At 69.3% G+C, this 24,409-nt stretch carries 17 protein-coding genes; 11 read left to right on the forward strand and 6 right to left on the reverse strand.

Annotated elements, in window-relative coordinates:
* Nucleotides 1–9 precede the first annotated feature (9 nt).
* Both STRCI_RS40865 and STRCI_RS40870 read left to right on the forward strand, forming a co-directional pair.
* Complete coding sequence (locus STRCI_RS40865) at nucleotides 10–1,140, forward strand: methyltransferase domain-containing protein (RefSeq protein ID WP_269664071.1); 1,131 nt, start codon at nucleotides 10–12, stop codon at nucleotides 1,138–1,140.
* Nucleotides 1,141–1,803: 663 nt separating this feature from the next.
* Entirely contained in the window at nucleotides 1,804–3,090 is a 1,287-nt protein-coding gene (locus STRCI_RS40870; protein ID WP_418953487.1) for an alginate lyase family protein, read from the forward strand.
* A 561-nt stretch (nucleotides 3,091–3,651) separates the two neighbouring features.
* Here STRCI_RS40870 and STRCI_RS40875 read toward each other — a convergent pair.
* Nucleotides 3,652–4,014: a winged helix-turn-helix transcriptional regulator gene (locus STRCI_RS40875; protein WP_269664073.1), complete on the reverse strand. Its 363-nt coding sequence runs from the start codon at nucleotides 4,012–4,014 to the stop codon at nucleotides 3,652–3,654.
* Nucleotides 4,015–4,153: 139 nt separating this feature from the next.
* Here STRCI_RS40875 and STRCI_RS40880 point away from each other — a divergent pair, with 139 nt between their 5' ends.
* Nucleotides 4,154–5,035 carry an NAD(P)-dependent oxidoreductase gene (locus tag STRCI_RS40880; protein ID WP_269664074.1) on the forward strand — a complete coding sequence of 294 codons (882 nt, stop codon included), beginning with the start codon at nucleotides 4,154–4,156 and terminating at the stop codon, nucleotides 5,033–5,035.
* A 439-nt stretch (nucleotides 5,036–5,474) separates the two neighbouring features.
* Entirely contained in the window at nucleotides 5,475–5,909 is a 435-nt protein-coding gene (locus STRCI_RS40885) for a hypothetical protein (RefSeq protein ID WP_269664076.1), read from the forward strand.
* A gap of 360 nt (nucleotides 5,910–6,269) precedes the next feature.
* On the opposite strand, the gene STRCI_RS40890 is transcribed toward STRCI_RS40885, so the two are convergent.
* Both STRCI_RS40890 and STRCI_RS40895 read right to left on the reverse strand, forming a co-directional pair.
* Nucleotides 6,270–6,659 carry an effector-associated constant component EACC1 gene (locus STRCI_RS40890; RefSeq protein WP_269664077.1) on the reverse strand — a complete coding sequence of 130 codons (390 nt, stop codon included), beginning with the start codon at nucleotides 6,657–6,659 and terminating at the stop codon, nucleotides 6,270–6,272.
* Between the two features lie 11 nt (nucleotides 6,660–6,670).
* Nucleotides 6,671–11,257, reverse strand: coding sequence for a caspase, EACC1-associated type (locus tag STRCI_RS40895; protein WP_418953434.1), 4,587 nt, complete (start codon nucleotides 11,255–11,257; stop codon nucleotides 6,671–6,673).
* Nucleotides 11,258–11,465: 208 nt separating this feature from the next.
* Here STRCI_RS40895 and STRCI_RS40900 point away from each other — a divergent pair, with 208 nt between their 5' ends.
* Entirely contained in the window at nucleotides 11,466–11,678 is a 213-nt protein-coding gene (locus tag STRCI_RS40900) for a hypothetical protein (protein WP_269664079.1), read from the forward strand.
* A gap of 237 nt (nucleotides 11,679–11,915) precedes the next feature.
* Here the strand turns inward: STRCI_RS40900 and STRCI_RS40905 are convergent, their stop codons facing one another.
* Nucleotides 11,916–14,492 (reverse strand): tetratricopeptide repeat protein, encoded by a 2,577-nt coding sequence (locus tag STRCI_RS40905; protein WP_269664080.1) that lies wholly within the window; start codon nucleotides 14,490–14,492, stop codon nucleotides 11,916–11,918.
* Between the two features lie 201 nt (nucleotides 14,493–14,693).
* On the opposite strand from STRCI_RS40905, the gene STRCI_RS40910 reads away from it, so the two are divergent.
* The 4 genes from STRCI_RS40910 (at nucleotide 14,694) to STRCI_RS40925 (ending at nucleotide 17,732) form a co-directional block, all read left to right on the forward strand.
* A complete protein-coding gene (locus tag STRCI_RS40910; RefSeq protein ID WP_269664081.1) occupies nucleotides 14,694–14,891 on the forward strand; it encodes a hypothetical protein in 198 nt (65 codons plus the stop codon).
* A 152-nt stretch (nucleotides 14,892–15,043) separates the two neighbouring features.
* The gene (locus tag STRCI_RS40915) at nucleotides 15,044–15,517 is read left to right on the forward strand and encodes an ADP-ribosylglycohydrolase family protein (RefSeq protein WP_269664082.1); all 474 of its coding nucleotides are present in this window, start codon (nucleotides 15,044–15,046) and stop codon (nucleotides 15,515–15,517) included.
* On the forward strand, nucleotides 15,510–16,343 hold the full coding sequence (locus tag STRCI_RS40920) for a PIG-L family deacetylase (protein ID WP_269664083.1): 834 nt from the start codon (nucleotides 15,510–15,512) through the stop codon (nucleotides 16,341–16,343). The genes STRCI_RS40915 and STRCI_RS40920 overlap by 8 nt, the downstream gene beginning before the upstream one ends.
* An 819-nt stretch (nucleotides 16,344–17,162) precedes the next feature.
* The gene (locus STRCI_RS40925; RefSeq protein ID WP_269664084.1) at nucleotides 17,163–17,732 is read left to right on the forward strand and encodes a lamin tail domain-containing protein; all 570 of its coding nucleotides are present in this window, start codon (nucleotides 17,163–17,165) and stop codon (nucleotides 17,730–17,732) included.
* Between the two features lie 1,233 nt (nucleotides 17,733–18,965).
* On the opposite strand, the gene STRCI_RS40930 is transcribed toward STRCI_RS40925, so the two are convergent.
* Entirely contained in the window at nucleotides 18,966–19,511 is a 546-nt protein-coding gene (locus STRCI_RS40930) for a hypothetical protein (RefSeq protein WP_269664085.1), read from the reverse strand.
* Nucleotides 19,512–19,939: 428 nt separating this feature from the next.
* On the opposite strand from STRCI_RS40930, the gene STRCI_RS40935 reads away from it, so the two are divergent.
* A complete protein-coding gene (locus STRCI_RS40935) occupies nucleotides 19,940–20,275 on the forward strand; it encodes a hypothetical protein (RefSeq protein ID WP_269664086.1) in 336 nt (111 codons plus the stop codon).
* 188 nt (nucleotides 20,276–20,463) lie between these two features.
* Nucleotides 20,464–22,500: a tetratricopeptide repeat protein gene (locus STRCI_RS40940; protein WP_269664087.1), complete on the forward strand. Its 2,037-nt coding sequence runs from the start codon at nucleotides 20,464–20,466 to the stop codon at nucleotides 22,498–22,500.
* Nucleotides 22,501–22,502: 2 nt separating this feature from the next.
* On the opposite strand, the gene STRCI_RS40945 is transcribed toward STRCI_RS40940, so the two are convergent.
* Nucleotides 22,503–24,239 carry an HAD hydrolase-like protein gene (locus STRCI_RS40945; protein ID WP_269664088.1) on the reverse strand — a complete coding sequence of 579 codons (1,737 nt, stop codon included), beginning with the start codon at nucleotides 24,237–24,239 and terminating at the stop codon, nucleotides 22,503–22,505.
* Between the last annotated feature and the right edge of the window lie 170 nt (nucleotides 24,240–24,409).

The following is a 24,409-nucleotide window of genomic DNA, read 5'->3' on the forward strand; positions in this document are numbered from 1 at the left end:
ACTGATCCTATGGATTGGGAGACGCACGCGCGGCGCCTGGCGGCGGACACCGTCCGGCCCGAATCCCGCTGGTATGAGCCCTTGGCCGTCACGCCGCGGCATGTGTTTGTGCCCCGTTGGTGGGAGAACGCCGGCGGCCGGTGGCGTCTGAGGGTCGGTGAGGATGATCCGCAGGCGTGGATGCAAGCGGCTTACACCAACGATACGTTGGTGACCCGTGTTGGTCCGCTGCATGCCGATCATGCCGAGCCGGGTGCCGTGGCGGAGGGCCTGCCCACGTCGTCCTCCACTCTCCCTGTCCTGGTCGTGGACATGTACCGGCATGCGGTGCTCGCCGAGGACTTGCGCGTGCTGGTGACGACCGGGACCGGTTACGGGACCGCGCTCGCCAGCCGCCGGATCGGGGCGCAGAACGTCACCAGCGTGGACGTGGACCCGTATTTGGTGGGGACGGCAGGTGCCCGGCTGGAGTTGATCGGCCTGCGCCCGCACCTGGCTGTCTGTGACATCACGGGCCGGCTTCCGGGGGAGTACGACCGGATTGTGTCCACGGTGTCTGTGCGGCCCATCCCGTCCTCGTGGCTGACTGCGCTGAAGTTCGGTGGCAGGCTGGTGACCACGATCGCGGGAACGGGGCTGATCGTTGTCGCCGACAAGACGAAGGACGGCGGCGCGGTCGGCCAGATCTCCCCGTACCGGGCGGGCTTCATGCGCACCCGGCATGGCGAGGACTACGCGCCCCGGCCCACGAGTGAGCTGTGGGAGAAGGTGAAGTGGGCGGACGGCGAAGAGGTTTCGACGAGCCGGTATCCGCTGCTGTACCCGCCGGACGCATGGGACGTGTCGTCCATGCTGGCGCTGTCTGTTCCGGAGATCGACTACCGCCTGGAGGAGGGCGAGAGGCGCACGGTGTGGATGCTGCACGCTGACGGCTCCTGGGCCCGCGCCACAGCGGCAGGCTTCCTGGACTCGCCGACGGTGCACCAGGGCGGCCCCCGGCGGCTGTGGCGAGAACTGGAGCGCGTTCAGAACCGTCTCAACCGCGAGGGCACACTGCCCGTGTACGGGGCGCGGGTCCGGATCGACCCGGAGGGCACCCTCACCCTCTCGCGTGGAGCATGGTCCGTGACCGTGAACTGACCACCGGGACACTTGACCGCCCGCCCGTCCGCTTCCCCCGTGGCGGACGGACGGGGCCGACAGGCGCCGCGCCCGACGTCCCGAAGCCCCTCGCTCCGCGGAGATGGTCCCAACGAGATCGTCATCGCTCTGCTCGGCCGCATCTGCCCCCCCCGCCTGCGGGGTTGGTCCGGGGATGCTGGTTGTTGCCGGTCGCGTCGGGAGTGTGCTCCCTGTAACTGCGGCTGTGTTCTGAGCGCCCTTCCATGGGCTCTTTGTGGTCACGCTGCATTCTGCGCCTGCGGGTCTGGGTATCACCGATCGGCAGGAGGCGGCTGCAGGGGTGCGCATGCGGCTTACCGGCCACTGGTGTCACGGTTATGCCGACTGTGGTCTGTCGATGACGGCGACGACCTGGAGGCCCGGGTACTGCCGGCCTGCTGGTGCGGCGTTTCCTTTCCCCTGCCTTAAGGGTTTCCTAACGCAGGCTCACTAGCTTGACCGCAATCTTTGTTCTGGGTCAGTGTGCCGTGCGTGTCCATGGCGAAGTCTCGGTGTCGAGATGGCAGTTCTGTGGGCACTGCCCGTGGTGTGCGTGTCCCGGAGGGGTTGCGTTCCGGTGTCGTGCCTGAGGCCGCGCTTTCGGGTATCGGTATCAGGATCGACTGCTTCGCGGAGGCGTTGATGACGGACGTGCGTCATGGAACCGACGGCGTTGAGGGGCCTGCCCGTGGGAGACATCGCAGGCGCCGACGGCTTTCGGTGACTGTCGTGTCGGCTCTTGTTGCCTTCGCGCTCGGGGCGGTGACGCTTCCTTCGCTTGGGTCCGATGACGCCGAGGCGGCTGGTGCGCAGCCTCGTGCCGCGGCGTCGGCCGAGAGTTCTTTCAAGCATCCCGGAGTGCTGGTCAGCAAAGCGCAACTGGACTTTGTGCGGGGAAGGGTGAAGGCCAAGGCGGAGCCGTGGACGTCCGCGTACGGGGCCATGGTGAAAAGCAAGTACGCGTCGTTGTCCTGGACGGCGAAGCCACGGGCAACGGTCGAGTGCGGTCCCGGGTCCAGCCCCAATCACGGATGCTCTGACGAGCGCGAGGATGCACTCGCGGCGTACACGCACGCCTTGCTGTGGAATCTCACCAAGGACCGCCGCCATGCCACCAAGGCCATCGAGATCATGGACGCATGGTCCGCTGTGATCAAGGAACACACGAACCACAACGCGCCCCTGCAGACAGGCTGGTCCGGTGCCTCCTTCGCCCGCGCCGGCGAACTGATGAAGCACACGTACACCGGCTGGCCGGGCGCGCGGCAGAGCCGTTTCGCCACCATGCTGCGCACCGTGTACCTGCCCATGGTGATCAAGGGACGGCCGAACGCCAACGGCAACTGGGAACTCATCATGATGGACGCCGCCACCGGGATCTCGGTCTTCCTCGATGACCGGGCGTCCTTCGACAAGGCGATCGCCATCTGGAGCAAGCGGGTGCCCGCCTATATCTACCTCAAGAGCGACGGGGCGCTGCCGAAGAGCCCGGCAGGCAGCAGCAAGGACACCCGGGAAGAGCTGATCGACTACTGGCAGGGCCAGTCCACGTTCGTCGATGGGCTGGCCCAGGAGACCTGCCGGGACTTCGGTCACACCGGCTGGGGCTTCGCCGCTGCGGCTCATGTCGCAGAGACCGCTCGTATCCAGGGCCGTGACCTCTACTCCGAGGCGGAACGCCGGATGACCAAGGCGCTGGAGTTCCACGCCGCCTACGAACTCGGTGCAACGGTGCCGTCCTGGCTCTGCAAGGGCTCAGTGGACCGCGGCATCGGCTCTGTCCTCGAGGTCGCCTACAACCACTATGCCGGCCGGGAGGGAATCAGTCTTCCCAAGACCAAACAGCTGATCCAGACCCGGCAACGCCCCAGCGGCGCGGACTACTTCCTTGCCTGGGAGACGCTCACCCACGCCAACAACCTCAACTGACCGGGTTCCCCCTCGCACCAGCTGCCCGACGGCGGGTCGACGACCGACCGGTGCGTGACCTGGGCGACGAGCCGCACCGGCCGGCCTGACGAGCGCAAGCAAACGAGGCTGCGGCAGGACTGGCTGACGACCAGGGCTCCCGCGACGTGCGTGAAGTGTGGGCCCACGTCGTCCTTGCGGGGCGGGAGCCACCTGTCCGGTGAACTCCTTGAGGACGTTGAGGGCGTGCTGGGGAAGGGCTGGATGCTGGGGCTTCCGGCCCCGGCCCGGGCATGTGTGCCGGACCATCAGCGCGTCGTGGTGGCGGTGGATCCGGCGACGACGTCGCACGAGAACGCGGACATGACGGCGTTCACCGTAGCGGGTCGCGGGTATCCGGTGGAGTCGATATGCGGGGACGAGCGGTCCTGTAGGGATGGTCCCTTCAACTTCGCCATGCTCGCCAGAGGGAAATGTGCTCCCTGCGGGGATGGTCTTTGTTGCGGCGCGAAGTCGAGCCGCTCCACCTCGTGTTCCCCGCGCCTGCAGGGATGTTCCTGTGCGCTGGATGGGTTCGTGGTTTCAGGCGGCGTCGGTGGCGGTCTTTTCCGCGCCGATCCGCTGGATTCGTTCCTGTCCCCACACCGCCAGGGATTCCAGGGCAGTGTTGAGAGTGATGCCGTGTTCGGTCAGGGAGTACTCGACCTTTGGCGGCACCACGGGGTACACCTCGCGGTGTACGAGGCCGTCTTCTTCCATTTCGCGCAGGTGCTGGACGAGCATTTTCTCGCTGACGCCCGGTAGGCCGCGCCGTAGTTCCGCGAAGCGGCGTGTGCCGTGTTCGTGGAGTTCCCAGAGGATCAGGGATTTCCATTTGCCGGTGACGACGTCCATGGCCGCGTCGATCCCGCAGATGTAGGGCCCTTGTCGTGCCGATGCCGCCATGCGTTTCTCCCTGTCGCCCCGTCGGTACTCACCGGAAGGTGAGTACCGCACTAATTAGTCCGTACTGGTCAACTCTACTGGTGGTGCTGAGGATTGAGGCGTCAGGGAGTTTCTGTGAGCGAGGCAATGGAGTAGTGACATGACGGAGAACCACGACGGCACCCAGGTGAGTGTCCTCGGGCTGGGCGCGATGGGCAGCGCCCTTGCTGGGGCTTTGGTGAAGGCCGGGTTTGCCACCGTGGTGTGGAACCGGTCTGCGGGGAAGGCGGATGCGCTCGTCGCGCAGGGCGCGACGGAGGCGGCGTCGGCCGGCGAGGCGGTCCGGGCGAGCGGGCTGGTGATCGCCTGCCTGTTCGATCACGACTCGGTGCGCGAGGTGCTCGGCCCGCTCGCCGGTGACCTGGCCGGACGGACCGTGATCAATGTGACCACGACCAAGCCCCGGCAGGCGCGGGAGTTGGCCGCCTGGGCCGCCGAATCCGGGATCGCGTATCTGGACGGCGGCATCATGGCGGTGCCGTCGATGATCGGGCAGCCGGGGGCGTCGATCCTGTACAGCGGATCGCAGGAGGTGTTCCGTGAGCATGTGGCGCTGCTCGACGTGTGGGCGGCCAGTAGCTATTTCGGCGAGGATGCGGGGCTGGCGTCGTTGTACGACTTCGCGCTGCTGTCGTCGATGTATGTGATGTTCGCGGGGTTCATGCACGGTGCGGCCATGCTCGCGTCGGCCGGGGTGTCCGCAGGCCGGTTCGCGGAAATGGCCGCGCCGTGGCTGACCGCGATGACCGGCGAACTCGCGGGATACGCCGAGGTCATCGACGGCGGGGACTACACGGTTGCCGGGCAGCAGAGCCTGGAGTTCTCCAACCTGGGGCTGTTCATCGAGGCGAGTGCTGAGCAGCAGGTGAGCGCCGAGCCGATCGCCATGGTCCAGCGGCTCGTCCAGCGTCAGGTGGACGCCGGTCACGGGGCGGAAGGGTTCGCCCGGATCATCGAGAGCATCAAGCATCCCGCCGCGTGAGGTGAAGTCCGGTGGCCGCACGGCATCCGCCGTGTCCTGCTGCTCAGGACGCGAGGATCGGGTGGGGTGGTGCTCCAGTTCGCCCTGTTCGAGGCCGCGATGATCGCCCCGTATCAGGCCCTGCGCACCGATCTAGCTGCCGAGTACGGTGACATGCTGGCAGCCGTGCTGTCTCCGGTGCCGTGGGAGCCCTGGCGGCGGCCGTGTACCTCTACACGCTTCTGCGTCGTACCGGGCGTGATGGCCGGGATGACGGCCCAGTGGCACGGGAACTGTTCGGTTGGGGTGGGCGCGGTACATCACAAGGTTCTGGGGTCGCTGGGGGTGGCTCGCAATCCCCTGGACCTACTTCGACGGCTGATCCAGCGGCGGTCCAGGCGGCGTGCTCGGATCACCGCTTGACGGCTCGTCAGGTCACGAGCACGCCGCCGGTGCGCAGGTGGAACAGCCCGTCACGTCGGAGGGACGCGCGTCTGCGGTTTTCCCCGAGGGCATCGACAGGGTCGTGGTGGCCCCGCAGGGCGACGAAGATGTCACCTGCGTCCTCGGCGACGCGTGGTGCGTCAGCCGTGGAAGCTATCATTCCAGCAGCACAGGCGTCTTCGCGGACGCGGAGACCTTCCGGCGCGCGGTGAGCGAACTCCAGGTGGGGCATGTCAGCCGAACAGATGGGCCGCACCGCCCGTGGGCCAAGGCCCTGGGGGCGATCGTCCTTGCCCTGCTCGCGGCGATCGTCATCACCTTCACTGTGGCCAACAGCCAGGAAGCGGACCGGGAGCGAGCAGCCTTCGAGGACACCCGCTTGGATGCGGAGCGCTTGCGGACTTCCTCGAAACACGGGAACTCGCCCCGCAGGTTGACCGCCAGGACCTGATAGCCGCCCAGACCGCGGCCGTCGGCCCACCCGGCGACATCCTCGCTGTAGGACCGGCTGACGGGCACATACGCGTGGTGGCACAGTTCTCCCGCCCGTACCGGCTCGGCTGGCACCTCGGCGGCACGGCAGACGGTAGGGTCCACCGCTGCTTCACCTTTGATCTCGACACCCGGGCCCAGCACGCCCGGATCACCGCACACGACGCGGAGTCCTCCTGCGCCAGCATTGCCAGCCGGGTTCGGTAGACGATCAGCCTGTTCTCAGGGCCTGCAGGGCGACCGCATGAGCGGGCGTGGTGTGCCGTCCGTCGGTGATCGGGTGATGTTTGGAGTCGGCTCGTCGCCGGTCGGCTGGGGGTCAGCTGTCGCAGGTCGGGTCGTCGTCGTCGGGCGGTGGCGGCATGTGTGGTTCGCCAAGTGCTGCGAGGATCCGGGTGAGGTTGTCGGGGGAGTCGTCGTAGACGGTCACGGTGACGCCGTCGCGTTCGAACCGGATCCGGGGCGGGCGGGGGCGGGTGTCCCGCCAGGCCAGCACGGACAGCACCACAGTGGTGAGGCCGGTGGCGGAGGCCAGTACGGCGTTGATGCTCTCGAAGGTGCTGCCGAGTGTGCCGGGCCGTGCGGGTGCGCGATCCAGGGAGAGCCGGGTACGGGTCTCGCGGACCGCGGGGTCTTGGCGGACCCATGCGTACAGTGCGTGGAGGGTGTCGGGTCCGGGGGTGTCGCTGGTGACCGAGACGGTGTCCACAGCAGTCCCTCTCATCGTGATCCGCAAGTGTTTTGGTAGGGGAGCCCGTCGGTGTAGCGCGGCCACTCCTGGCGGGACAGGCCTCGTCCCGCCAGGGCACACGCACGCTGGACCGGTTGTGTGACCACGGCGGCGATACGGCTGATGTCCCACACGATGGTGCGGCCCGCCGCGACATCGACTCCGTCTTCGGTTGCCGCCAGATGCCTGCCGTCGGGCCCGAACGCCAGGAGGGTGACCCCGGAACGGATGCCGTTGAGCTCGGTCAGCTGGCGCGGATGGGTGCGCTGCGTGATGTCCCACAGGACGATCGAGCCGTCCTGGGCTCCGACGGCGAGCAAGGCGTCGGTGGGGCTGAACGCGAGGGCACGCACGGGGGCCGCCGTGCTCGGCAGTTCGGCCAGTCGCCTGGGGCGGGAGCGGTCGCGGACATCGTAGAGCGCCACGCGTTGGGAGGCCGTCTCCGCGATCGCGACCGTGCGCCGGTCGGCGCTGAGGGCCGAGGTCTCGACGCGTTGTTCGGCGTCGCTGAACGCGGCGAGATGGCGTGCCCTGCCCTTCGGGGTGACCTGCCAGATGTGCGCCTTGCCGTAGGTGGTGGTCACGAGTGTGCTGCCGTCGCGGCTGAAGGTCAGGGAGGTCACCGGGCCGTCGGGCAGCTTCTGCAGGCGGCGCGGGGCCGTGGGTTGGCTGACGTCCCACAGGATGGTCGAGGCATCGCCTTGCCGTCCGTCGCCGGTCGCGGTGGCCAGGAGGGGGCCGTGGGGCTGGAAGGCGACCGCGGTGTTCTGGCCGTCGAGGCCCGGTAACCGGGCAAGCCGTCGGGGGTGGGCCTGATCGGAGATGTCCCACAGAAGGGTCTCGTTCTGGTCCGTGCCGGTGGCCAGCAGACGGCGGTCCGTGCTGAAGGCCGCGGCCCAGAGCCAGGCTCCGCCCATGTCCAGGCTCGCCAGGTCACGTGGCCGGTTCGGGGTGCTGAGGTCGCGCAGTTCGGCTCTGTCCTCGAACTCGCCCTGAAAGATGCCGAGCAGATGTCCCTGCAGTCCGAAGTCGACGGTCTTTGCCTCGCCGCCCGGCCGGGACAGGACCGACACGGCATGGCCCGTGATGTGGGCGGTGGCGTCCCACAGAGCGACGGGTCCGTCGTCGCCACCGCTGAGCACGCTCTGGTCGTCGGGGCTGAACGCCACGGAGCGGACCTGCTGGGTGTGGCCGGTGAAAGCAGCGACGCGCTCTGGCGCGGACGGCCTGGTGACGTCCCACAGGTACACCGATCCGTCGGCGCCCGCTGTGGCGAGCGTCTGTCCGTCGTGGCTGAAGGCGACATCGCGGGCCGCGAGGGGGTGAGCACTGATCGAGGCCAGCACCCCCTGGTCGGCCTCGTCGATCGCACGGTTGAGGTCCCACAGTTCCACCATGCCGTCGTCGCCCGCCGTGGCGACCAGGCGGGAACCGGGTGCGAACGCGACGGACTGGACAACAGCGCTGTGGGAGGGGATGTAACCCAGCGGCACGGGAGTGCCGGGGCGACGCACATCCCATACGGCCGGGGCGTCGCCGTCCCCGCTGACGATCACGGTGGCGCCTTCGTCGGAGTACGCGACCGCACGCACCGGCCCGGCGCTCCCGCTCTCCAGCCTGGTCAGCTTCCGCGGCTCGGCGCCATCGGAGATGTCCCACAGCACCGCGTCCTGCCCGCCCGTTGCGGCCAGCAGCGTCTGCCCGTCGGGACTGACCGCGAGGGCCTCGACCCGCTTGCCGTGTCCCCTCAGCGCGGCCGACTGCCGTGGCCGGCCAGGGCGCGAAATGTCCCACAGCCGTACGACGCCCTGGGTGTCGCCGGTCGCGAGCAGCTTGCCCTTGGCTGCGAACCCCAGGGCCAGCAGGGCGCCCGATCCAGCCGGCGTCCGGGACAGCCGTAGCGGCCGGGCCCGGTTCGTGACGTCCCACAGCGTGAACGATCCGTCCGCGCCGGCGCTGGCCAGGACCCGGCCGGACGGACTGTACGCCACCTCGTCCACGGCGCCGCCCCTGCCGCTCGCGCCTGTCGAGGTGACGTGCCCGGTCGGGGTGTCGAGGTAGAGGGCGTCGCGTCGTTGGAGGAGCCCGGCGACGAGTCCCGCGCGGCTCTCGGCTTTCGCGTCCAGGGTGTGCGCGGCCACGCCGAGCCGCAGCGCGGTGGTGAGATCCACGTCGCGCAGTGACTCGGCGCGGAAGACGAGCCCTTGGGCGGTGGCCACCGTGTGCTGGCGCTCGGCCCGCTGTTCTTGTTCGAGGGACGACTTCCACAACAGGCCGAACACCAGCGCAAGGACGACCAGGACGCATCCGCCGGCCAGCAGGCCCGTTCTGCGGCGGCGTGTCCGGCGCAGCGCAGCCGCCGCCTCCTCCCGCACCCGCGCGAGGGCTGCCGCGACGAAGTCCCGGGCCGACGACGTCAGCGCCCCGGGCCCCCCTTCGTCCTCGGTGACCCGTCGGGCCAGTTCCAGCCGCACTCCGCCGAAGAGCAGCTCAGGATCGCGCCGGGCCTGCTCCCACGCGTGGGCCGCGTCATTGAGCTGCTGTTCGGCCAGCAGCCGGGCTCGGTCGGCGGTGATCCACGCCTGGAGCCGGGGCCAGGCGCTCAGCAGCGTCTCATGGACGATCTCCACGCTGTCCTGTTCCACCGACAGCAGCCGGGTGTCCTCGGCGGTGAAGGCCTCGATCACCGCCGCTCCCCGGGCGAGGTCGGGCAGCGAGGCCAGCAGCCGCTGCCGGGACCACCTGCGGCGCGTGTCGTGGGCGCCGTCCCCCACCTGGACGAGCCGCAGCAGCAGGATGCGGGCCGCCTCTCGCGCGGGCTCGTCCAGACGGTGCAGGGCGCCTTCCGCGGTGGCGGACAGGGCGCCGGCGATGCCCTCGGCCCGGCGGTAGTCGGCCGTGGTGAGGGCGTCGCCCTTGCGGCGCTGCCAGGCCATCAGCAGGGCGTGTGCCAGCAGAGGCAGCCGGCCGGCCTCGTACGACTGTGCCGTCTCCTCGTCGTCGTCCCCGACGCGCACGCCGAGGTCGGCCAGGAGCAGATCGACGAGCCCCGGCTCCAGTTCGAGTCCGGCACGGATGGCGGGAAGGGTGATCGAGGCGCGCAGTTCGGGGACGGTCATCGCACCGACCACCACCGGGCCGGCCACCAAGGACGGCACCAGCTCCGGCCGGGCCAGGCAGGCCTCGTAGAAGTCGGCACGCAGGCCGATCACCACCAGCGCCGACGGCTCTCCGTCCGCACCCCGCGCCGCCCCGCACAGCGCCTCGAGAAAGACGCGCCGGTCCTCGGCGTCGGCGCACTGGGTGAACAGCTCCTCGAACTGGTCGACGATGATCACCACCCGGCCCCCGGCCTGCCCCTTGAGCGACCGGCGCAGGACGGAGGAGAGCTGGGCAGGGTCCGCACGCAGCCGCGCCGCCAGGTCCCCGGGATCGTCGTCCGACAGCCGTCCGGCCGCGGCGGCCAGCATCCCCAGCGGATCGGCGGTCGGCGTCAGCAACAGCCGGGGCCAGGTCGCGGAACCGGCGATGCCCAGTTCGCCCTGGCGCAGGGCGGGGATCAGCCCCGCCCGCAGCAAGGACGACTTGCCGGATCCGGAGCAGCCGATCAGGGCCAGGGGAACGGCGTCGTCGCAGTGCCGCGCGAGCCGCCCCACCACGGTCCGGGTCAGCACCTCGCGGCCGAAGAACCAGGCCGCGTCCGAGACATCGAAACGCGCGAGCCCCTTGTAGGGGCGGACCTGCGAGGCGCCCATGACCGCCCGCCCACCGTCCGGACGTCGCGCAGCGGCCGTCGCCCGGTAGGCCGGGTTGGGGGCCAGGATCAGCTCGTTCGCCCGGCCCTCGACGAAACGCTGCGGCTTCGGCGCCTGCGCCGCGTGCAGGGTGCGGGTGAGGGAACGGAACACATCATCGAGGCTCAGCTCGGCGGGCCCGTCGCGGTCGCCGGCATCGAGCAGCCGCAGCAGGGCACCGCTGAACGCCGTGTGCCGCTGCCCCTCGGGGGCGAGCGCGAGTTCGTCACGGCCTGCCGAGGTGAGGACGTAGCCGCCATTCACCCCGGCGATCTGAACCACCGTGTCATCGACGCCGCCTGGACCCAGCGGCCGGACCGCCCGCCCGGAGAAGCAGCAGTCGAGCACCACCACGAGGGAGCGGTCGAAGCCGCTGTTGAGGAACTCCAGTGCGTACTGCCGCAGTACGGGATACGGCAGCGCGGTGTGCGACAGCCGGGTCGCACGGGTGTCCGTGCACGCGGTGGACAGATGCAGCACGCTGCTCTGGTCGACCAGCCCGTGCCCCACGAAATACACGACGAGCAGCCCCTCGGCCTCGTCGACGGTCGTCCCGATAGCGTCCCCCAGCTCCACGGGGGATGCCGGATCCAGCAGGGTCCGCACCGCGTCCGAGGGCATGCCGCAGCGCTCGGTCAGCGCCTGGGCGAGGTCCAGGACAGTGGTGCGCACGGAGGGCACGTCCGGGAGCGAAGAACCGGTCAGATGACGGCCTGCGCCGACCAGCAGGACCCTCGCCCCGGGAATGTCACCCCACCGACGTGCGGCCGCCTCCTCATGCATGCACGTCCCCCGACGCTCGCGCCCGCACCACTCGGCACGAGCGGCCCGACTCCACGTAGCCGCTGGCGGATTGAGTGTAGTGAGGGCTGCCCACACCACCACCGAACGCCGGTCGGGTTGCGACAGTCGCAGGGGGCAGTGGTCAGCCGTACGGCGCAGGGGCACGCAATGCAGCTCCGACCTGAGGATCTGAGCGAAAGGCACGAAATTGTCGAACGGCTGGACGGGGAAGGCGGTGCTGCTGATGGCGAATTACGTGAGCGTCGACAGCGCACGCCCCCTATTCACTCACCTGCGTGGCGCCACCCACGTATCGCTCAGCCCACTCGCCGGTTTCCTGATCACCGTGGCCCTGTCCGCGATGGGCCTGTCGACCCAACCCGCCGGCCTGGCCTTCCACGTCCTGGATCTGGCCATGTGAGTGTCACGCGCCGCGACTGCCGCAGTCCGTCCTGGTCTCCTGCACCCACCCGCGAGGCGTGTGGCTTGACGACCAGTGATGGGTGGTGAGCAGTGAAGACCGCCGCCGACCCTCTCGGCGCAACCGCCGCGCATGTACGGAGAGGCCATGGCCGCATGCACTCTCACACTTCGCCCGCGACCCAGGTGCATCGCGACTGTTCTGCCTTGCGGCCCTGGCGTCAGCACGGTGCATGCACTATTGCCATGGAGGTGTCGGCGTACCGTCCGGGTCCAGGCCATGTGGCCACAGCCTCTTGAGCAGCCGCCCATGGCGTGAGAAGCGGTACAGGACGCCGCCGTTGTCGGCGGCCTGCCGGGCCAGGGTTGCAGCACCCTCCCGGTCCCCGGCCCGCTCCCGCCACTCGGCCAGCCGGTATAGGGCGTCGGTGTCGCCGTGTTCGGCAGCCTGCCGGTAGAGGGCTTCGGCGCCCTCGCGGTCTTGGGCCTGCTCTCGCATCTCGGCCAGCCGGTACAAGGCGGTGGTGGTGCCGTTGCCGGCGGCCTGCCAAGCCAGGGCCTCGCTGCCCTCGCGGTCCCCGGTTTCCTCCCGTAGCACGGCCATGTGGAACAGGGCGCTGGTGCTGCCGTGGTCGGCAGCCCGGCGGTAGAGGTCATTGGCGCTTTCCGAGTCCCCGGCTTCGTCCCGCATCTCGCCAAGGTGGAACAGGGCGACGGCGCTGCCGTGGTCGACGGCCTGCCAAGCCAGGGCCTCGGCGCCCTTTCGGTCGCCGGCCTCCTCTCGCATTTCAGCCAGCTGATACAGAGCGTCGGTGTCGCCGTTACTGGCGGCGCGCCGTGCCGCAGCCTCGGCGCCCTCGCGGTCGCCGGCCTCCTCCCGCAACACAGCCACATGGAACAGAGCGCTGATGCTGCCCTGGTCGGCAGCCTGCTGGTAGAGAGACCCAGCCGCCGCCCGGTCCCCGTCATCCTCGCGCAGCAAAGCCAGACTGAACAGGGCGCTGATGCTGCCGCGGTCGGCGGCTTGCCGGTAGAGCGTCTCGGCGGCCTCACGGTCGTCAGTTTTCTCCCGCATGTCGGCCAAGTGCCATAGGGCGCTGATGCTGCCGTGGTCGGCGGCTTGTTGGTAGAGCGTCTCGGCGGCCTCGCGGTCGTCAGCGCTCTCCCGCATTTCAGCCAGGTGACACAAAGGGCCGGTGTCTCCGTGCTCGGCGGCCTGCCCGGCCAGGGCTTCGGCACCCTCCCAGTCCCCGGCCTGTGCCCGCATCATGGCCAGTCGGCGCAGGGCGTCGGTGTCGCCGTGGTCGGTGGCCTGTCGGGCCAGGGCTTCGGCACCCTCCCGGTCCCCGGCTTCTTCCCGCACCACAGCCAGGCGGGCCAGGGCGTCGGTGTCCCCGTGTTCGGCGGCACGATGGCGGAGGTGGTGGGCCCATTGGAGGCGGTAGCGGCGGTAGGCGGCTTGGGTGAGGTGGCGCAGGTCGTTGGGGTGGGTGAGGTGGGTGTGGGCGGCGTGCCAGAAGGAGGAGGGCGGGCACAGGTGGCGGCGGGCAGTGCGGCCGTGTTGTTCGAGGTAGTCGGCGAGCCGGAAGACCGGTCCGGCAGACAGGGCGGCCGTGATGTGGGCGCTGGTCGCAGTGGTGGGGGCGGGCAGGTGTTGTCGGGGTCGGGGCGTGGCCTTGCGCAAAGGGGCTTGTTTGCCGTGGACTGGTTGGTCGAGTTCGGCGTACGCCTGCTCGGCCCAGTGGTCGGTGAGCTGGTCGTAGTCGTGTTCGCTGAGGTAGCCCGACGCGGCGTGGGTGAGGAATGCGTGGGGGAGGTGGAGGCCGACGCCGAGGCGGCGTGCGTCCATTGCCGCTTCCAGCAGTGCTCGTGCGGGCGGGGTGGCCTGTTCGTAGCGGCGCAGCAGTTCGGGGGCGCCGGCCAGGTCCTGGGCCACCCGGCCGTGGTTCCGGGCGCGGGTGAGGGCGTCCGCCAGCAGCCCGTCACCGTTCTCGGCGAGAGCGGCGGCCGCTGCCAGAGCGGTGGTGTCGAAGGTGTCGGGGACGGTCAGGATGCGTCCGGCCAGCAGTTCCCGCACCCGGCTGTGGGGGTCAGGTCCGCCTGGAGTGGGCAGGGCGCCGTACTGGTGGGCGTATTCGGGCCACAGCGTGCCCAGCACAAGGACCGGCCCGCGCTCCTCATCACCCAGCAGCTGGTGCACGGTTGCCGCGATCCGCTCACCGACCGCTGGGTCGCCGAGGTAGTGCTGGGCCTCGTTGAGCCACACCACCGTCCGCGCCCGGACCTGATGCAGCTCCTCCAACGCGGCTTCCGCGCGGGTCGGGTGGAAGGGATGCCACAACCGCCACCCCTGCGATGCGAGGGGCTGTACAGCTTCCCAGCACGCCCTCGTCTTCCCCGTCGAGGACGTCCCCACCAGGACCACGATCCCGCTGCGGCCCGCTGCCGCTGCCGTCACCGCACCGGCCAGCGCCTGGTCATGCCGGCGGGGCACATAACCGGGCAGGGTCTGCACCCTGCCCCGGCCTGCAAGGGTGTGGCCCGATCCGGCGGGGTGGACTTCCAGTTCGTGCGGTTCCCACCGCCCGATCGGCTTGCCCGGCCCCGGCCCCGGCCCCGGCGCAGGCAGCGAGACAGCGCCTGACTCCTCGGCCGCGGTCCGCTGTAGTCGAAGAAGTTCGCCCGTCGGCAGTCTCAACGTGCGGGCCAGCGCGGTCACCGTGTCCACGGACGGAACGTCCCCCGCAGGCGAGAGCGCCTTCGACACCGTCGTGCGCCCCAGACCGGACTGCCTGGCCAGCTGCGTCTGATCCAACCGCGCCAGGGCACGACCTTCATCAAGTCTCCTGCGCAGTTCGACAAGTGCTGCCGTGCGGTCTGGCTCGTCGCGCATGCCGACTGTTCCCCCGAGATGGTGTGTTCGCCCGTGTTCATCATCGTCCCGGTGAACCATGGCGCACACCGTTTCCGCGACCTTCAACCCTGTCAACACCCCACCGCGTACAGGGAGTCTGCCGTGAGCGTCGCCGTCGTCCTCCTCACCGTCGCACTCGTCATCGTCGTCGCACTGCTGGCCGCCGCCGGCACCGGCAAGCTCGCCCGCCTGGACGGCGCCACCTACCCGACCGCCCTGGCCCGCGCCGCCACCGCATTCGGTGCCGTGATCACCCTGGCCGCGGCCGTGACCGCGGCGATCGCCAGTGTCCTGACCTGACGAGCATGCGGCGGTGGGCATGGAAGGTGTCCACTCCCTTGACCGGCGGGTCACCAGCGCTGCACACGCATGGTCCAGCCCGACGACATACCGCCCGCTCGCCAGTCTGCCTTGCGTGTCCAGGACCCGGTGAACGAGCCCCGCGAGTTCGTGTGAGAACCGTCGGCGGCCCGACGCTCGTCGCCGAACGGGAGCTCGCCGAGGGCAGCATCATCGACCAGGACTGCCTCGCCCTGCGCCTCGCCGAGGCCAACCCCGACGACACGCACCGCGGCTACGGAGCCTTCATGCACGAGGTGCTCCGCGGGATCGGCGCGGGCCAGCCCCGGCGGCAGGTGGCGCCTGGACAATTCGGCGGCCAGGACTCCTCGGAGAACGGCGCGGCCTTGCGCCTCGCCCCGCTGGGCGCCTGGCAGGCCGCCGGCCTGGACGGCCGAGTGGCGGTGCCGGGAACAGTTGCTGGGGCCGGCACGGTTGCACAGACCGGGGCCAGCGCCGTACGGACGTCCGAGCACGGAAATCACAAGGTCGTGCGCCCCACCAGGAAGCGGGCCCCAGGATCGCGGCAGGCCCGCCGCGCACCGGGACCACGATGTATGTCTGTAGGAGGACTGTTTCATGCCTGACCGGCCTTTGACGCTCATGGCAGTGCACGCTCACCCCGACGACGAGGCCACCGGAACCGGAGGCGTCCTCGCGCGGTACGCGGCGGAAGGCATCCGCACGGTTCTCGTGACGTGTACCGACGGTGCTTGTGGTGACGGAACGGGGGGTGTCAAGCCGGGCGATCCGGGACACGATCCGGCGGCGGTGGCCTTGATGCGCCGTCAAGAACTCGAAGCGAGCTGTGATGTCCTGAAGATCAGTGATCTGGAGCTGCTGGACTATGCCGACTCCGGGATGATGGGCTGGCCGAGCAACGACGCCCCCGGATCCTTCTGGCAGACCCCCGTGGAGGAAGGCGCGGCCCGGCTTGCGGAACTCATGCGGCACTACCGACCCGATGTGGTCGTCACCTACGACGAGAACGGCTTCTACGGCCACCCCGACCACATCCAGGCACACCGCATCACGATGGCCGCGCTGGAGATGACCGCGCTGACACCGAAGGTGTACTGGACGACGATGCCCCGCTCGATGATGCAGCGGTTCGGGGAGATCATGCGTGAGTTTCATCCGGACATGCCGGAGCCTGATCCTGCCGAGGCCGCCGCGATGGCTGAGATCGGTCTGCCCGACGGTGACATCTCCACATGGGTGGACACCACCGCGTTCAGCGACCAGAAGTTCGACGCGCTGGCCGCGCACGCGAGTCAGGGCGAGAACATCTTCTTCCTCAGGATGGGCAAGGAGAGGTTCGGCGAGTTGATGGGCATGGAGACCTTCGTACGTGTCCAGGACGCCACCGGCGCCGCCGTACCCGAGAACGATCTCTTCGCCGGGCTGCGCTGATCCGCCCTCCCGTCCCAGTCCGGGAAAGCGCATCGGCCGCACGGCGCGATCGAGCGGGTCACAGACCCTGAGGCCTGCCCCGCAGGTTCCGCTCCGGCGGGCCGCGACCAGGCCGGCGGGCCCTCGCCGGCGGCATCGAACGACAGACAACCCTCGAACTGCTCATCGGTGTCTGACGACTCCTCGACCACCACGGGGTTCAAGAGAGCTATTCCGCGGAGGCCTTGGCCGTCGTGAGGTGCCGGTGGGCTTTGACGGGTCCGCCGGCGGGTTTGGCCGTTGCGGTGGCTCGGCCGGCACGGCGTGCGCCGCCGCTTCGGCGTCGTTGGTGTCGGTCTTGCTGTGCCGTGACGGCGGCGTGTTGCCTTGTCCGGCTGGTTCGCCTCGATGACGGCCGGCTCGTTGGTGCGCGGGAGGCGGCTCGGCGCGGCTGCAGCATGTGCCGGGACGGCGCGTGGGCACGGGGGTCGGGAAACCTGCGCGGCTGTTACTCACTTTTGGGTGACGGGCCGGGGCGGACGGGGTGGCGCGTCGTGATGGTCGAAGGGGTGTGGCCCTGCTGCCGTAAGGGCAGGTCGTCCGTCGGAGGACCGGCCTTCGCTCATAGGGAACATATATGGGCATTGCAGTCGAGGGTCACAGGAATGTGGGCAATGGGTAACAGGGTCGGTGTTGCCGGTCAGTTGCCGCTTGTGGGGGCGAGGGTCTGTGGTGCGCGGCCGGCCCGGCCGTCGTCACATACCGCACCACTGCCCGGAGCTCGGCCCGTCAAGGGTGGGCCGCCTTCTGGGTGGGTGCCCGCACCATGCAGGTGGGTTCATGTCTGCTTCTTCTTCCGTCACTTCCCGCCGTCTGCTCGGCGCCGTGCTTGCGGCCGGGGCTGTTGTGGGGGCGGTGGCGCTTCCGGCGTCCGCTGCCGGCCAGGATCGCGGCTGGCACGGTCCGAGGGTGGAGATCTCGGCTGTGCAGTACGACTCCCCGGGACGCGATGACCGGTCGAACCGGTCGCTGAACCGGGAGTGGGTGGAGCTGACCAACACCGCCCGGCGTGCTGTGTACCTCGACGGGTGGACGCTGCAGGACCAGCACGGCCGCACCTACACTTTCGACGGCTACCGCCTGGCGGGCCGTGCCACGGTCCGCATCCACACCGGCGAGGGGCGCGACACCCGCACCGACCTGTACCAGGACCGCCGTGACTACGTGTGGGACAACCGATCCGGCACGGCCACCCTGCGCAACGACCGCGGCCGCTTCATCGACGACGAGTCCTGGGGCCACGACCGCCACCACCACGGCGGCAACCACCACCACGGCGACCGCGGGCACCACCACGGCGACCGCGGGCACCACCACGGCGACCGCGGGCACCACGGTGACCGCCACTGACCACCCAGATTCTGCGCAGGTGACAGCTGAGCACTCCACCCGCGCGTGCCCATGACAGGGGCGTGCCCGGCCATCTCGGTGGCCGGGCACACCGCTGCTTTGTTCGGCCACCGGCCCGGCAGGCCCTGCTCTTCGCCGGCCGGGAGTGGCTTTGGATTGCGCGCCGGCCGGCGTCCGCGGCGTCTCACTGGCGCCGACTGGCAGGGTTTGACAGCGGGCGGCCAGCGCCTGGGGGCCGAGTGCGGCGAGGGCCCCGCAGGGCGCTGAGCCGACGGACGGGCCGCATCTCGTGCTGCATCTGGTGGTAGTCCCAGATCAGTTTGGCCTGGCGCCACTGGTCCTCGGCGATGCCCTGCTGGTCGTTGCGCACGCGTTTCTCCCTGGTCACCGTTGCCGGGGGCCCTCGGCCCCTCGCTCAGGGCCTTGATGCCCTCGATACTGCGCAGTTGGTGTATGAGTCCGTACGCTGCCGCGGGTCAGGTGCGCGTGCGGCAGGGCGAAAGCGGGACGGGGGTGCGGGCTCAGCGACGCACACCGACATGTTCCGTAACCCTGTCTGCGCAGGCAGGCCGAGGTGCGCCGGAAGACGAAGAGCCTGTCATGGGCCCGGCAGCAGCGGGGGAGCGATCAGCTGGCCGGTGCTGGCGGGGTGTTGGTGGCTGTGCCACTGCTGCAGGTGGTTGAGAGGCAACGGCTCGCGGTGGTTGCCGCAGGTGCGGTGCCCCAGTCAGCGGCGGCCGGTGTGGGTCTTGGGCTGTCGGGGAGCCGGCAGTGTGGGAGCGTGGTGCGGGGGCCCGGGTGGGCCTTTGTCGCCTTGTGGTGTCAGCGTCTGGGGGCGGTCCGCGGCGGGTCGGGATGCCGTCCTTCTGTGCTGTGTCGCAACCAGAGCGCCGGTACGGTGCAGGGCTTTCACAGCCAGGCGTGCCAGCCCCAGGAGGGCGATGGAATATCCGGCCCACCATGGTGTGCGTTGGGTGGCGTACCAGACCGCTGCCAGCGGGGCCAGGAACAGGGCAGTCGGCAGTGCCAGGAGACGGATCAGCCGTGCGGGGGGCATCTGCGGTAAGGCCATGCGGGGGTGGGGGACTGGCCGTTTTCGTCGGCTGTCCTGCATCTGCTTGGCCTGCGTGAGACGTTCGAAGCGCTGGTCGAGTCGTGGCCGGTAGGCCTGAGCCTGCTGGTGAAGCAGCGTGCACGCACGGTACATCTCCAGGTCAGGTTCATCGTCTGCCCTCATGGGGTCTCCCCAGCGTCTGCGAAGAACGGCTCGAGCGCGCTCCGGTCGGCGTTCCCGAGTCGCAACCTAGCCAATTTCTCGTTGTAGTGTTCCGGGTTCGGCAAAGCGCTGGCGCCCAGCACGTCTGCCACCGCGTCGTCGCCCAGGAGAAGTACGATTTTCCGTCTTTCGATGCCGCGTTCCTTGGCGCCGAGTTGGTCGAGACAGGCCAGCCCTCGACGCAGAAGTGGAAGCGTGTTCGGGAAGTACTCATCGAAGACGTCTGCCAGACGGTAATCGGGTGGGCGGCATGCCGCTTCTGGTAAGCATCTTTTACACAGAGCATCAGCGGCGTCCCGGACTTCTGCGTGGCTTCCGTGTTTGCTGGTGTCGCTGAAAACGTGCGCGTAGGCCGTGTCGGCGATATCGAGCGGGTCGACGTGTTGTGGTGCACATTTCATGAAGAGGTACAGCTGGAGCGGGAACACCAGCCGCGCGTAATCGTCGAGGAGCTGTCTGCGGCGGGGGTCCTCGCTGCGGGGGCGGCGCCGACGGGGGCTCACGCGTCTCTCCATGTCACGAGCAGATGGCTCCAGGCCGACGGGCTTTCCTGCCGCAGCAGGATGCAGCCGGGAAGGGTCCGTAGTCTACGCATCTATCCTTCGTTGTGCGTGTCCGGCAGGATTGCGCGCTCTGCGCCAACCGGACGCTTCCCTTTTTGCGCCCACCGCGCCCCCGGCGCTTCGCAATCTTGCGGCCGGCCTGGGTTGAACGGGCGGCCGTGAGGAATGCTAGGACCGGGCATGCATATGTTCGATGGGTGTTCTTGTTTCTCCGGGGGACGAACGTGCTGGGTGAGTCGATAGCAGCGTTATCTGCTGCTGCGGGGGCAGCTGTTGTGCAGGCTGCGGGAACGGATGCGTGGAATTCGGTGCGGGCTGTGGTTGGCCGCGTGCTGGGTCGGCACGATGAGGGTGAAGGGGCTCGGTCGGTGGCGCGACTGGACGCCATGGCGGCGGAACTGGCGGTGCCGGGCGCCCTGCAGGAGCGTGCACGTGTGCAGGAGTGGTGGTCCCAGGCGTGGCGGGAGTGCCTGCAGGAGTGGCTGGAGTCGCTGCCCGACGGGCATCGTGCCGCAGCCGCGGCCGACCTGCGCGGCGTGGTCGATGAGGCACGCCGGCGGCGGTCCGTGGCGGGCGGGATTCACGTGGACTGCGCCCGGGACGTGTCGGTGCGTGCGGCGGGCGGTTCGGTGGCCGGGGCTGCCGTCACGGTGGAGGGAGGCATCCACCTGTCCTCCCCTTTACCTCCCCGGCGGCAGGACTAGAACGGCTGGCCGTCCCGGAGGCGTCCGCCGGTGTGCTGGCGCAATGGGGAGGTGTGGCCGCCGGGAGGATGCACATAGCGCAGGTCGTGGTGGCTGCTCCTGCCGCGGCGAGCGGATGGACGGTAACGCTGGCCACACCTGTGGGGGAACGGGATCCGTCCCTTCCACTGCGGGGCCGCCGCGGCATCGTGGAACGGATCCTGCGGCTGAGCGGTCACCCGGCCGACGGCCGGATGCATGTGCTGCACGGGCTGAGCGGCGCGGGAAAGACCGCGGTCGCACTGGAGGTGGTGACGCGCGTGCGCGCCGTTGCGGACAGGCAGTCTGCAGGGCCGCGCATCTGGTGGATCGACGCACGCCATCCGGCGGCCTTCGCAGCCGGGATGCGGGAGGTGGCGCGGCAGGCGGGTGTGGGTGACGAGGACGTGCACGCGGGTCATGTCGTGGACGCCTTGTGGGAGAACCTGGGGCGGGCCCCGTATCGCTGGCTGCTGATCGTTGACGGAGCGGACGATTTGTCGTTGCTCGACGGACCTGGACGGCTTGCGGCCGGCACGGGATGGCTACGGCCGCACCACTGCCCCGACGGCCTGCTGCTGGTGACGACCCAGTCCGGTATCGCCAGGCTGTGGGGGACAGGCGCCTCGCTGCACGCGGTGGGCCCGCTGAGCACGGAAGAGGCCGCGGGCGTGCTCACCGATCACGCCAGCCCTGCTGCCGGCACGCCGGCACAGGCCTGCCGTCTGGCGCAGCGGCTGGGGCGGCTGCCCCTGGCGCTGCGCATGGCTGCTTCGTATCTGGCGGAGGCGAACGCGATGCCGGCGCCGCTGCGGCATCCCGGCACACCGATGACGTTTGAGGCGTTCCGGGCGGCTCTCGACCGGTATGGTGTGGGCGTAGACCCGGCTGCGGCGGTGGAAAGCACCTGGCAGATTTCCATGGACCTGCTGCACCGCCAGGGCCTGTCCCACGCGTCTGAACTGGTCAGAGTCCTGGCTTCGTTCAGTGCAGCGCCCATCCCGTACACCTTGCTGCTGCAGCCCGGAGTCCTCATGGCGCTGCCTGAGTTCGGGGCGCTTGACAGCACCGCCGTATGGCGGAGCCTGCGTGAACTTGCAGCCTTGCAATTGCTAGAACTGGATGAGATCCCCTCCCGGCATGAAGGACCACTTTGCGTGCGGCTGCATCCCCTGATCCGTGACCTCGCCCGACGCGGGCGTCAGCCCCGCGCCGTCATCGCCTTGATGGAGCGGGTGCTGCAGCTGCAGGAGGTGCGCGTACCGCCGGAGAATCCGCAGGCGTGGCCCGTGTGGAGGATCTTGGCGCCCCATGCCCTCGATCTCGCAGACGTCTTCCAGGCGCAGGACGCCACGTTCAGTCCATCCGAGCGCAAGACGTGTGCCGACGCAGGCGAACTGGCGGCCCGCTACCTGCAGTCTCAGGGGCTTTATGGGCAGGCCCGCAAGGGCTTCGAGCAGGTTCTGGCGTTGCGGACGGAGGGTGACGCCGACGAACTCGACACGGCTGCCACGCGCCACAACCTGGCCCTTGTCCTGCACGACCTGGGCGAGCTGGAGGAAGCCGAACGCCTGTATGAGAAGGTGTGGCAGACACTGTGCCACGCCAGAGGCCCGCAGCACTCCCAGACCTTGACGGTGCGTCATGAGCTCGGCAGGGTCCTGCTGGACCGGGGCTGCCTGCCGCAGGCCCAGGCACATCTGGAGGCGGTACTGGCCGTACGGGACGCAACCGATGGCACCGACAGCCCCAATGCACTAGCCACACGTCATGAACTGGCGCGGGTATTGCACCGGCGCCGGCGGATGGACGAGGCTCGCCGCGAATACGCTCACCTGCTCGTGCTCCGGCGCCGTCTGTCCGGTGAGGAGCACCCGCGCACGGTCACCGTCTGGCACAACTACGCCTGCGTTCTGCACGACATGGGGCTGATGGAGCAGGCCCACCTCGAGTGCGAACAGGCGCTCGCTGCGCAACGCACCCTGTATGGCGAGGATCACCCCGACACCTTGGCCACCGGGTATCTGTTCGCTGCGATCCTTCGGGCCAGGTCGCTGCGGGGAGAAGCCGATGCCGTGCTGTCCGCGCTGCACGAGCGAAGCGGGCGGCTGCTGGGGGAGAGCCATCCGCTCACGAAGGACTGTGCCGAACTTCTGGCCCGGTGGGCTCTGCAGGACCCCAGCGCGGGACCGGGTACCGGGAACTGACCTCAGCTGGCCCGGCAGGGGCCGGACCGGATCACGTCGACGATGGTACGGAGCGACGGCACCGTCTCTGCGCCCGTCTCGCGCAGCAGGCGTAGACGATGCCCCGTGGCGACGCCGATGAAGGACAGTCCTGCGCGGTGGGCGGCTTCCGCGTCTGTGGCGGATTCGCCTACCAGCACCATCCGCTCACACGACGTCTTGAGCACGTCTGCTGCCCTGACCAGATTGTGCGGATGCGGTTTCATGCGCAGGGGATTGTCCGGACGGCCGATGACCTTGATGTTCTGGGCGCTGCCGTCCAGCCACAGGCGATCCAGGAACATTTTGACGGCAACGTCAGAATGATCGGTCACGATTGCCAAGCGCCACCCGCTCCCGGATAAAGTCTCCAGTAGTTCACTGATGCCGGGAAGCGGATGGGCACGACGGGCAGCCTCGATTTCGTAGATCTGCAGGAAATAGCCGAGCTGGCGGGCCTGTGAGCCGGAGGCATGCCGCACGAACACCCGCAGCATACCCACGGGATCCGCTGGCATGGTCATGTTGGTCGGCAGGTCGAGTTCCCGCGCCGCCAGCAGCAGTTTGCGGGAAACCGTTTCCAGAGTGGCGGCGAAAAGACGGGACAGCAGGCTGTCGAAACTGAAGACCAGCGCGTCCGAGGCGGCGAGCACGGCGTTGAGGTGCCTGTCGGGCATGTGACCGGCCAGCATGCTCACTTGGGCTGTCACGAAAGCGGTCGCCGATGGGTAGCAAGCCCCGTACCAGGAGCCGAAGTCGCTGCAGTGCTGCGCACCCTGCTGGGAGACCCGGAACTCCCCGCTCAGGCTGCGCCGGGTTTGCAGGAAGTGGTCCGGGATGCTGTCGAACCCCTCGTGCATGCCCAGCGCCTCGTGAGACCACCATCGGCCAAGTGTCTTCGCCTCGTTGAGAAGTGACAGTGCCCGCCAGGCATCCTGGGAAATCATGTGCCGGAAGAATAGGTCCAGACGCCGCGGCAAGGAGACCCGGAGATCGCTGATGCGCTGGGTTTCGGCCTCGACCTGCCGCTCGGCTCGATTGCGCTCCTCCATGGACGGGGCGTAGTCCGCGGCGGCGCTGAAACTCACCCGTCTGCGGTGAAGGTCGCGCAGTGCGGCGATCTCATGGCTCAGGATGCGGGCCACCGTCACAGATGACCGGTGGTACAGGCCCGCAACGCGGATGACCTGGGGGTCGGACGGGTCGGGCTCTCCCAGTCGCTGCGGTTGGAGGAAGTCCGTCACCAGACACGTCAGCGGCTGCCTCACCTCGTTCAGGCGTTCACGGACCCGGGGTGAGCGGCCCACCAGTTCCTCGACAGTGTCCGGGCTGACGTGCAAGAGCGCCGCGACCTCCGCCACGAGCGCCCGGCGATGGGCGGGCAGCAGGCCCTCGGTCTCGAATCGGCGATAGGAACGGGGGGACAGACGCAGCTCCTCGCTGATCTCCCGTGCCGTCCACCCGCTCAGGCGGCGCAGGTCTGCGAGGTTCCAACGGTCCCTACGGGCGGTCTCGGCCAGGCATAAGGGCGCGATGCCGAGCGCCTTGGCCAGTCTCCGGATGCGCTCCGGCTCCGGACATGTCGCCCCCTGCTCATAGGCGACGATCTCGTAGGTCTTGGCATTGATGCACGCTGCCAGCTGGGCGGCGCTCATTCCGCGGCCGCCTTTGGCCCGCTCGCGCTCCGTCCTCAGCCTTTGGCCGTCGAAGTAGATGGCCATACCTCGAGCCAACACGCCCTCCTCCCGGTCGCGCGCAGTTTAGAGGCAGCCGGTGTGCGAGGCAGGCATACCGCTGCATCGAACCCGGATCGGCCGCCACACACCCTGTTTACCGTCAACTACAAGCCGTGCACGTTACAGTTGGCGCGCGGGCAGGCAGGTTCAGAGGT

The sequence above is a fragment of the Streptomyces cinnabarinus genome, from assembly GCF_027270315.1.
Classification (GTDB): Bacteria; Actinomycetota; Actinomycetes; order Streptomycetales; family Streptomycetaceae; genus Streptomyces; species Streptomyces cinnabarinus.

Coding starts and splice junctions, on each gene's coding strand:
- STRCI_RS40865 (WP_269664071.1), top strand. CDS start 10: ATGGATTGGGAGACGCACGCGCGGCGCCTGGCGGCGGACACCGTCCGG.
- STRCI_RS40870 (WP_418953487.1), top strand. CDS start 1,804: ATGACGGACGTGCGTCATGGAACCGACGGCGTTGAGGGGCCTGCCCGT.
- STRCI_RS40875 (WP_269664073.1), bottom strand. CDS start 4,014: ATGGCGGCATCGGCACGACAAGGGCCCTACATCTGCGGGATCGACGCG.
- STRCI_RS40880 (WP_269664074.1), top strand. CDS start 4,154: ATGACGGAGAACCACGACGGCACCCAGGTGAGTGTCCTCGGGCTGGGC.
- STRCI_RS40895 (WP_418953434.1), bottom strand. CDS start 11,257: ATGCATGAGGAGGCGGCCGCACGTCGGTGGGGTGACATTCCCGGGGCG.
- STRCI_RS40920 (WP_269664083.1), top strand. CDS start 15,510: ATGCCTGACCGGCCTTTGACGCTCATGGCAGTGCACGCTCACCCCGAC.
- STRCI_RS40925 (WP_269664084.1), top strand. CDS start 17,163: ATGTCTGCTTCTTCTTCCGTCACTTCCCGCCGTCTGCTCGGCGCCGTG.
- STRCI_RS40945 (WP_269664088.1), bottom strand. CDS start 24,239: ATGGCCATCTACTTCGACGGCCAAAGGCTGAGGACGGAGCGCGAGCGG.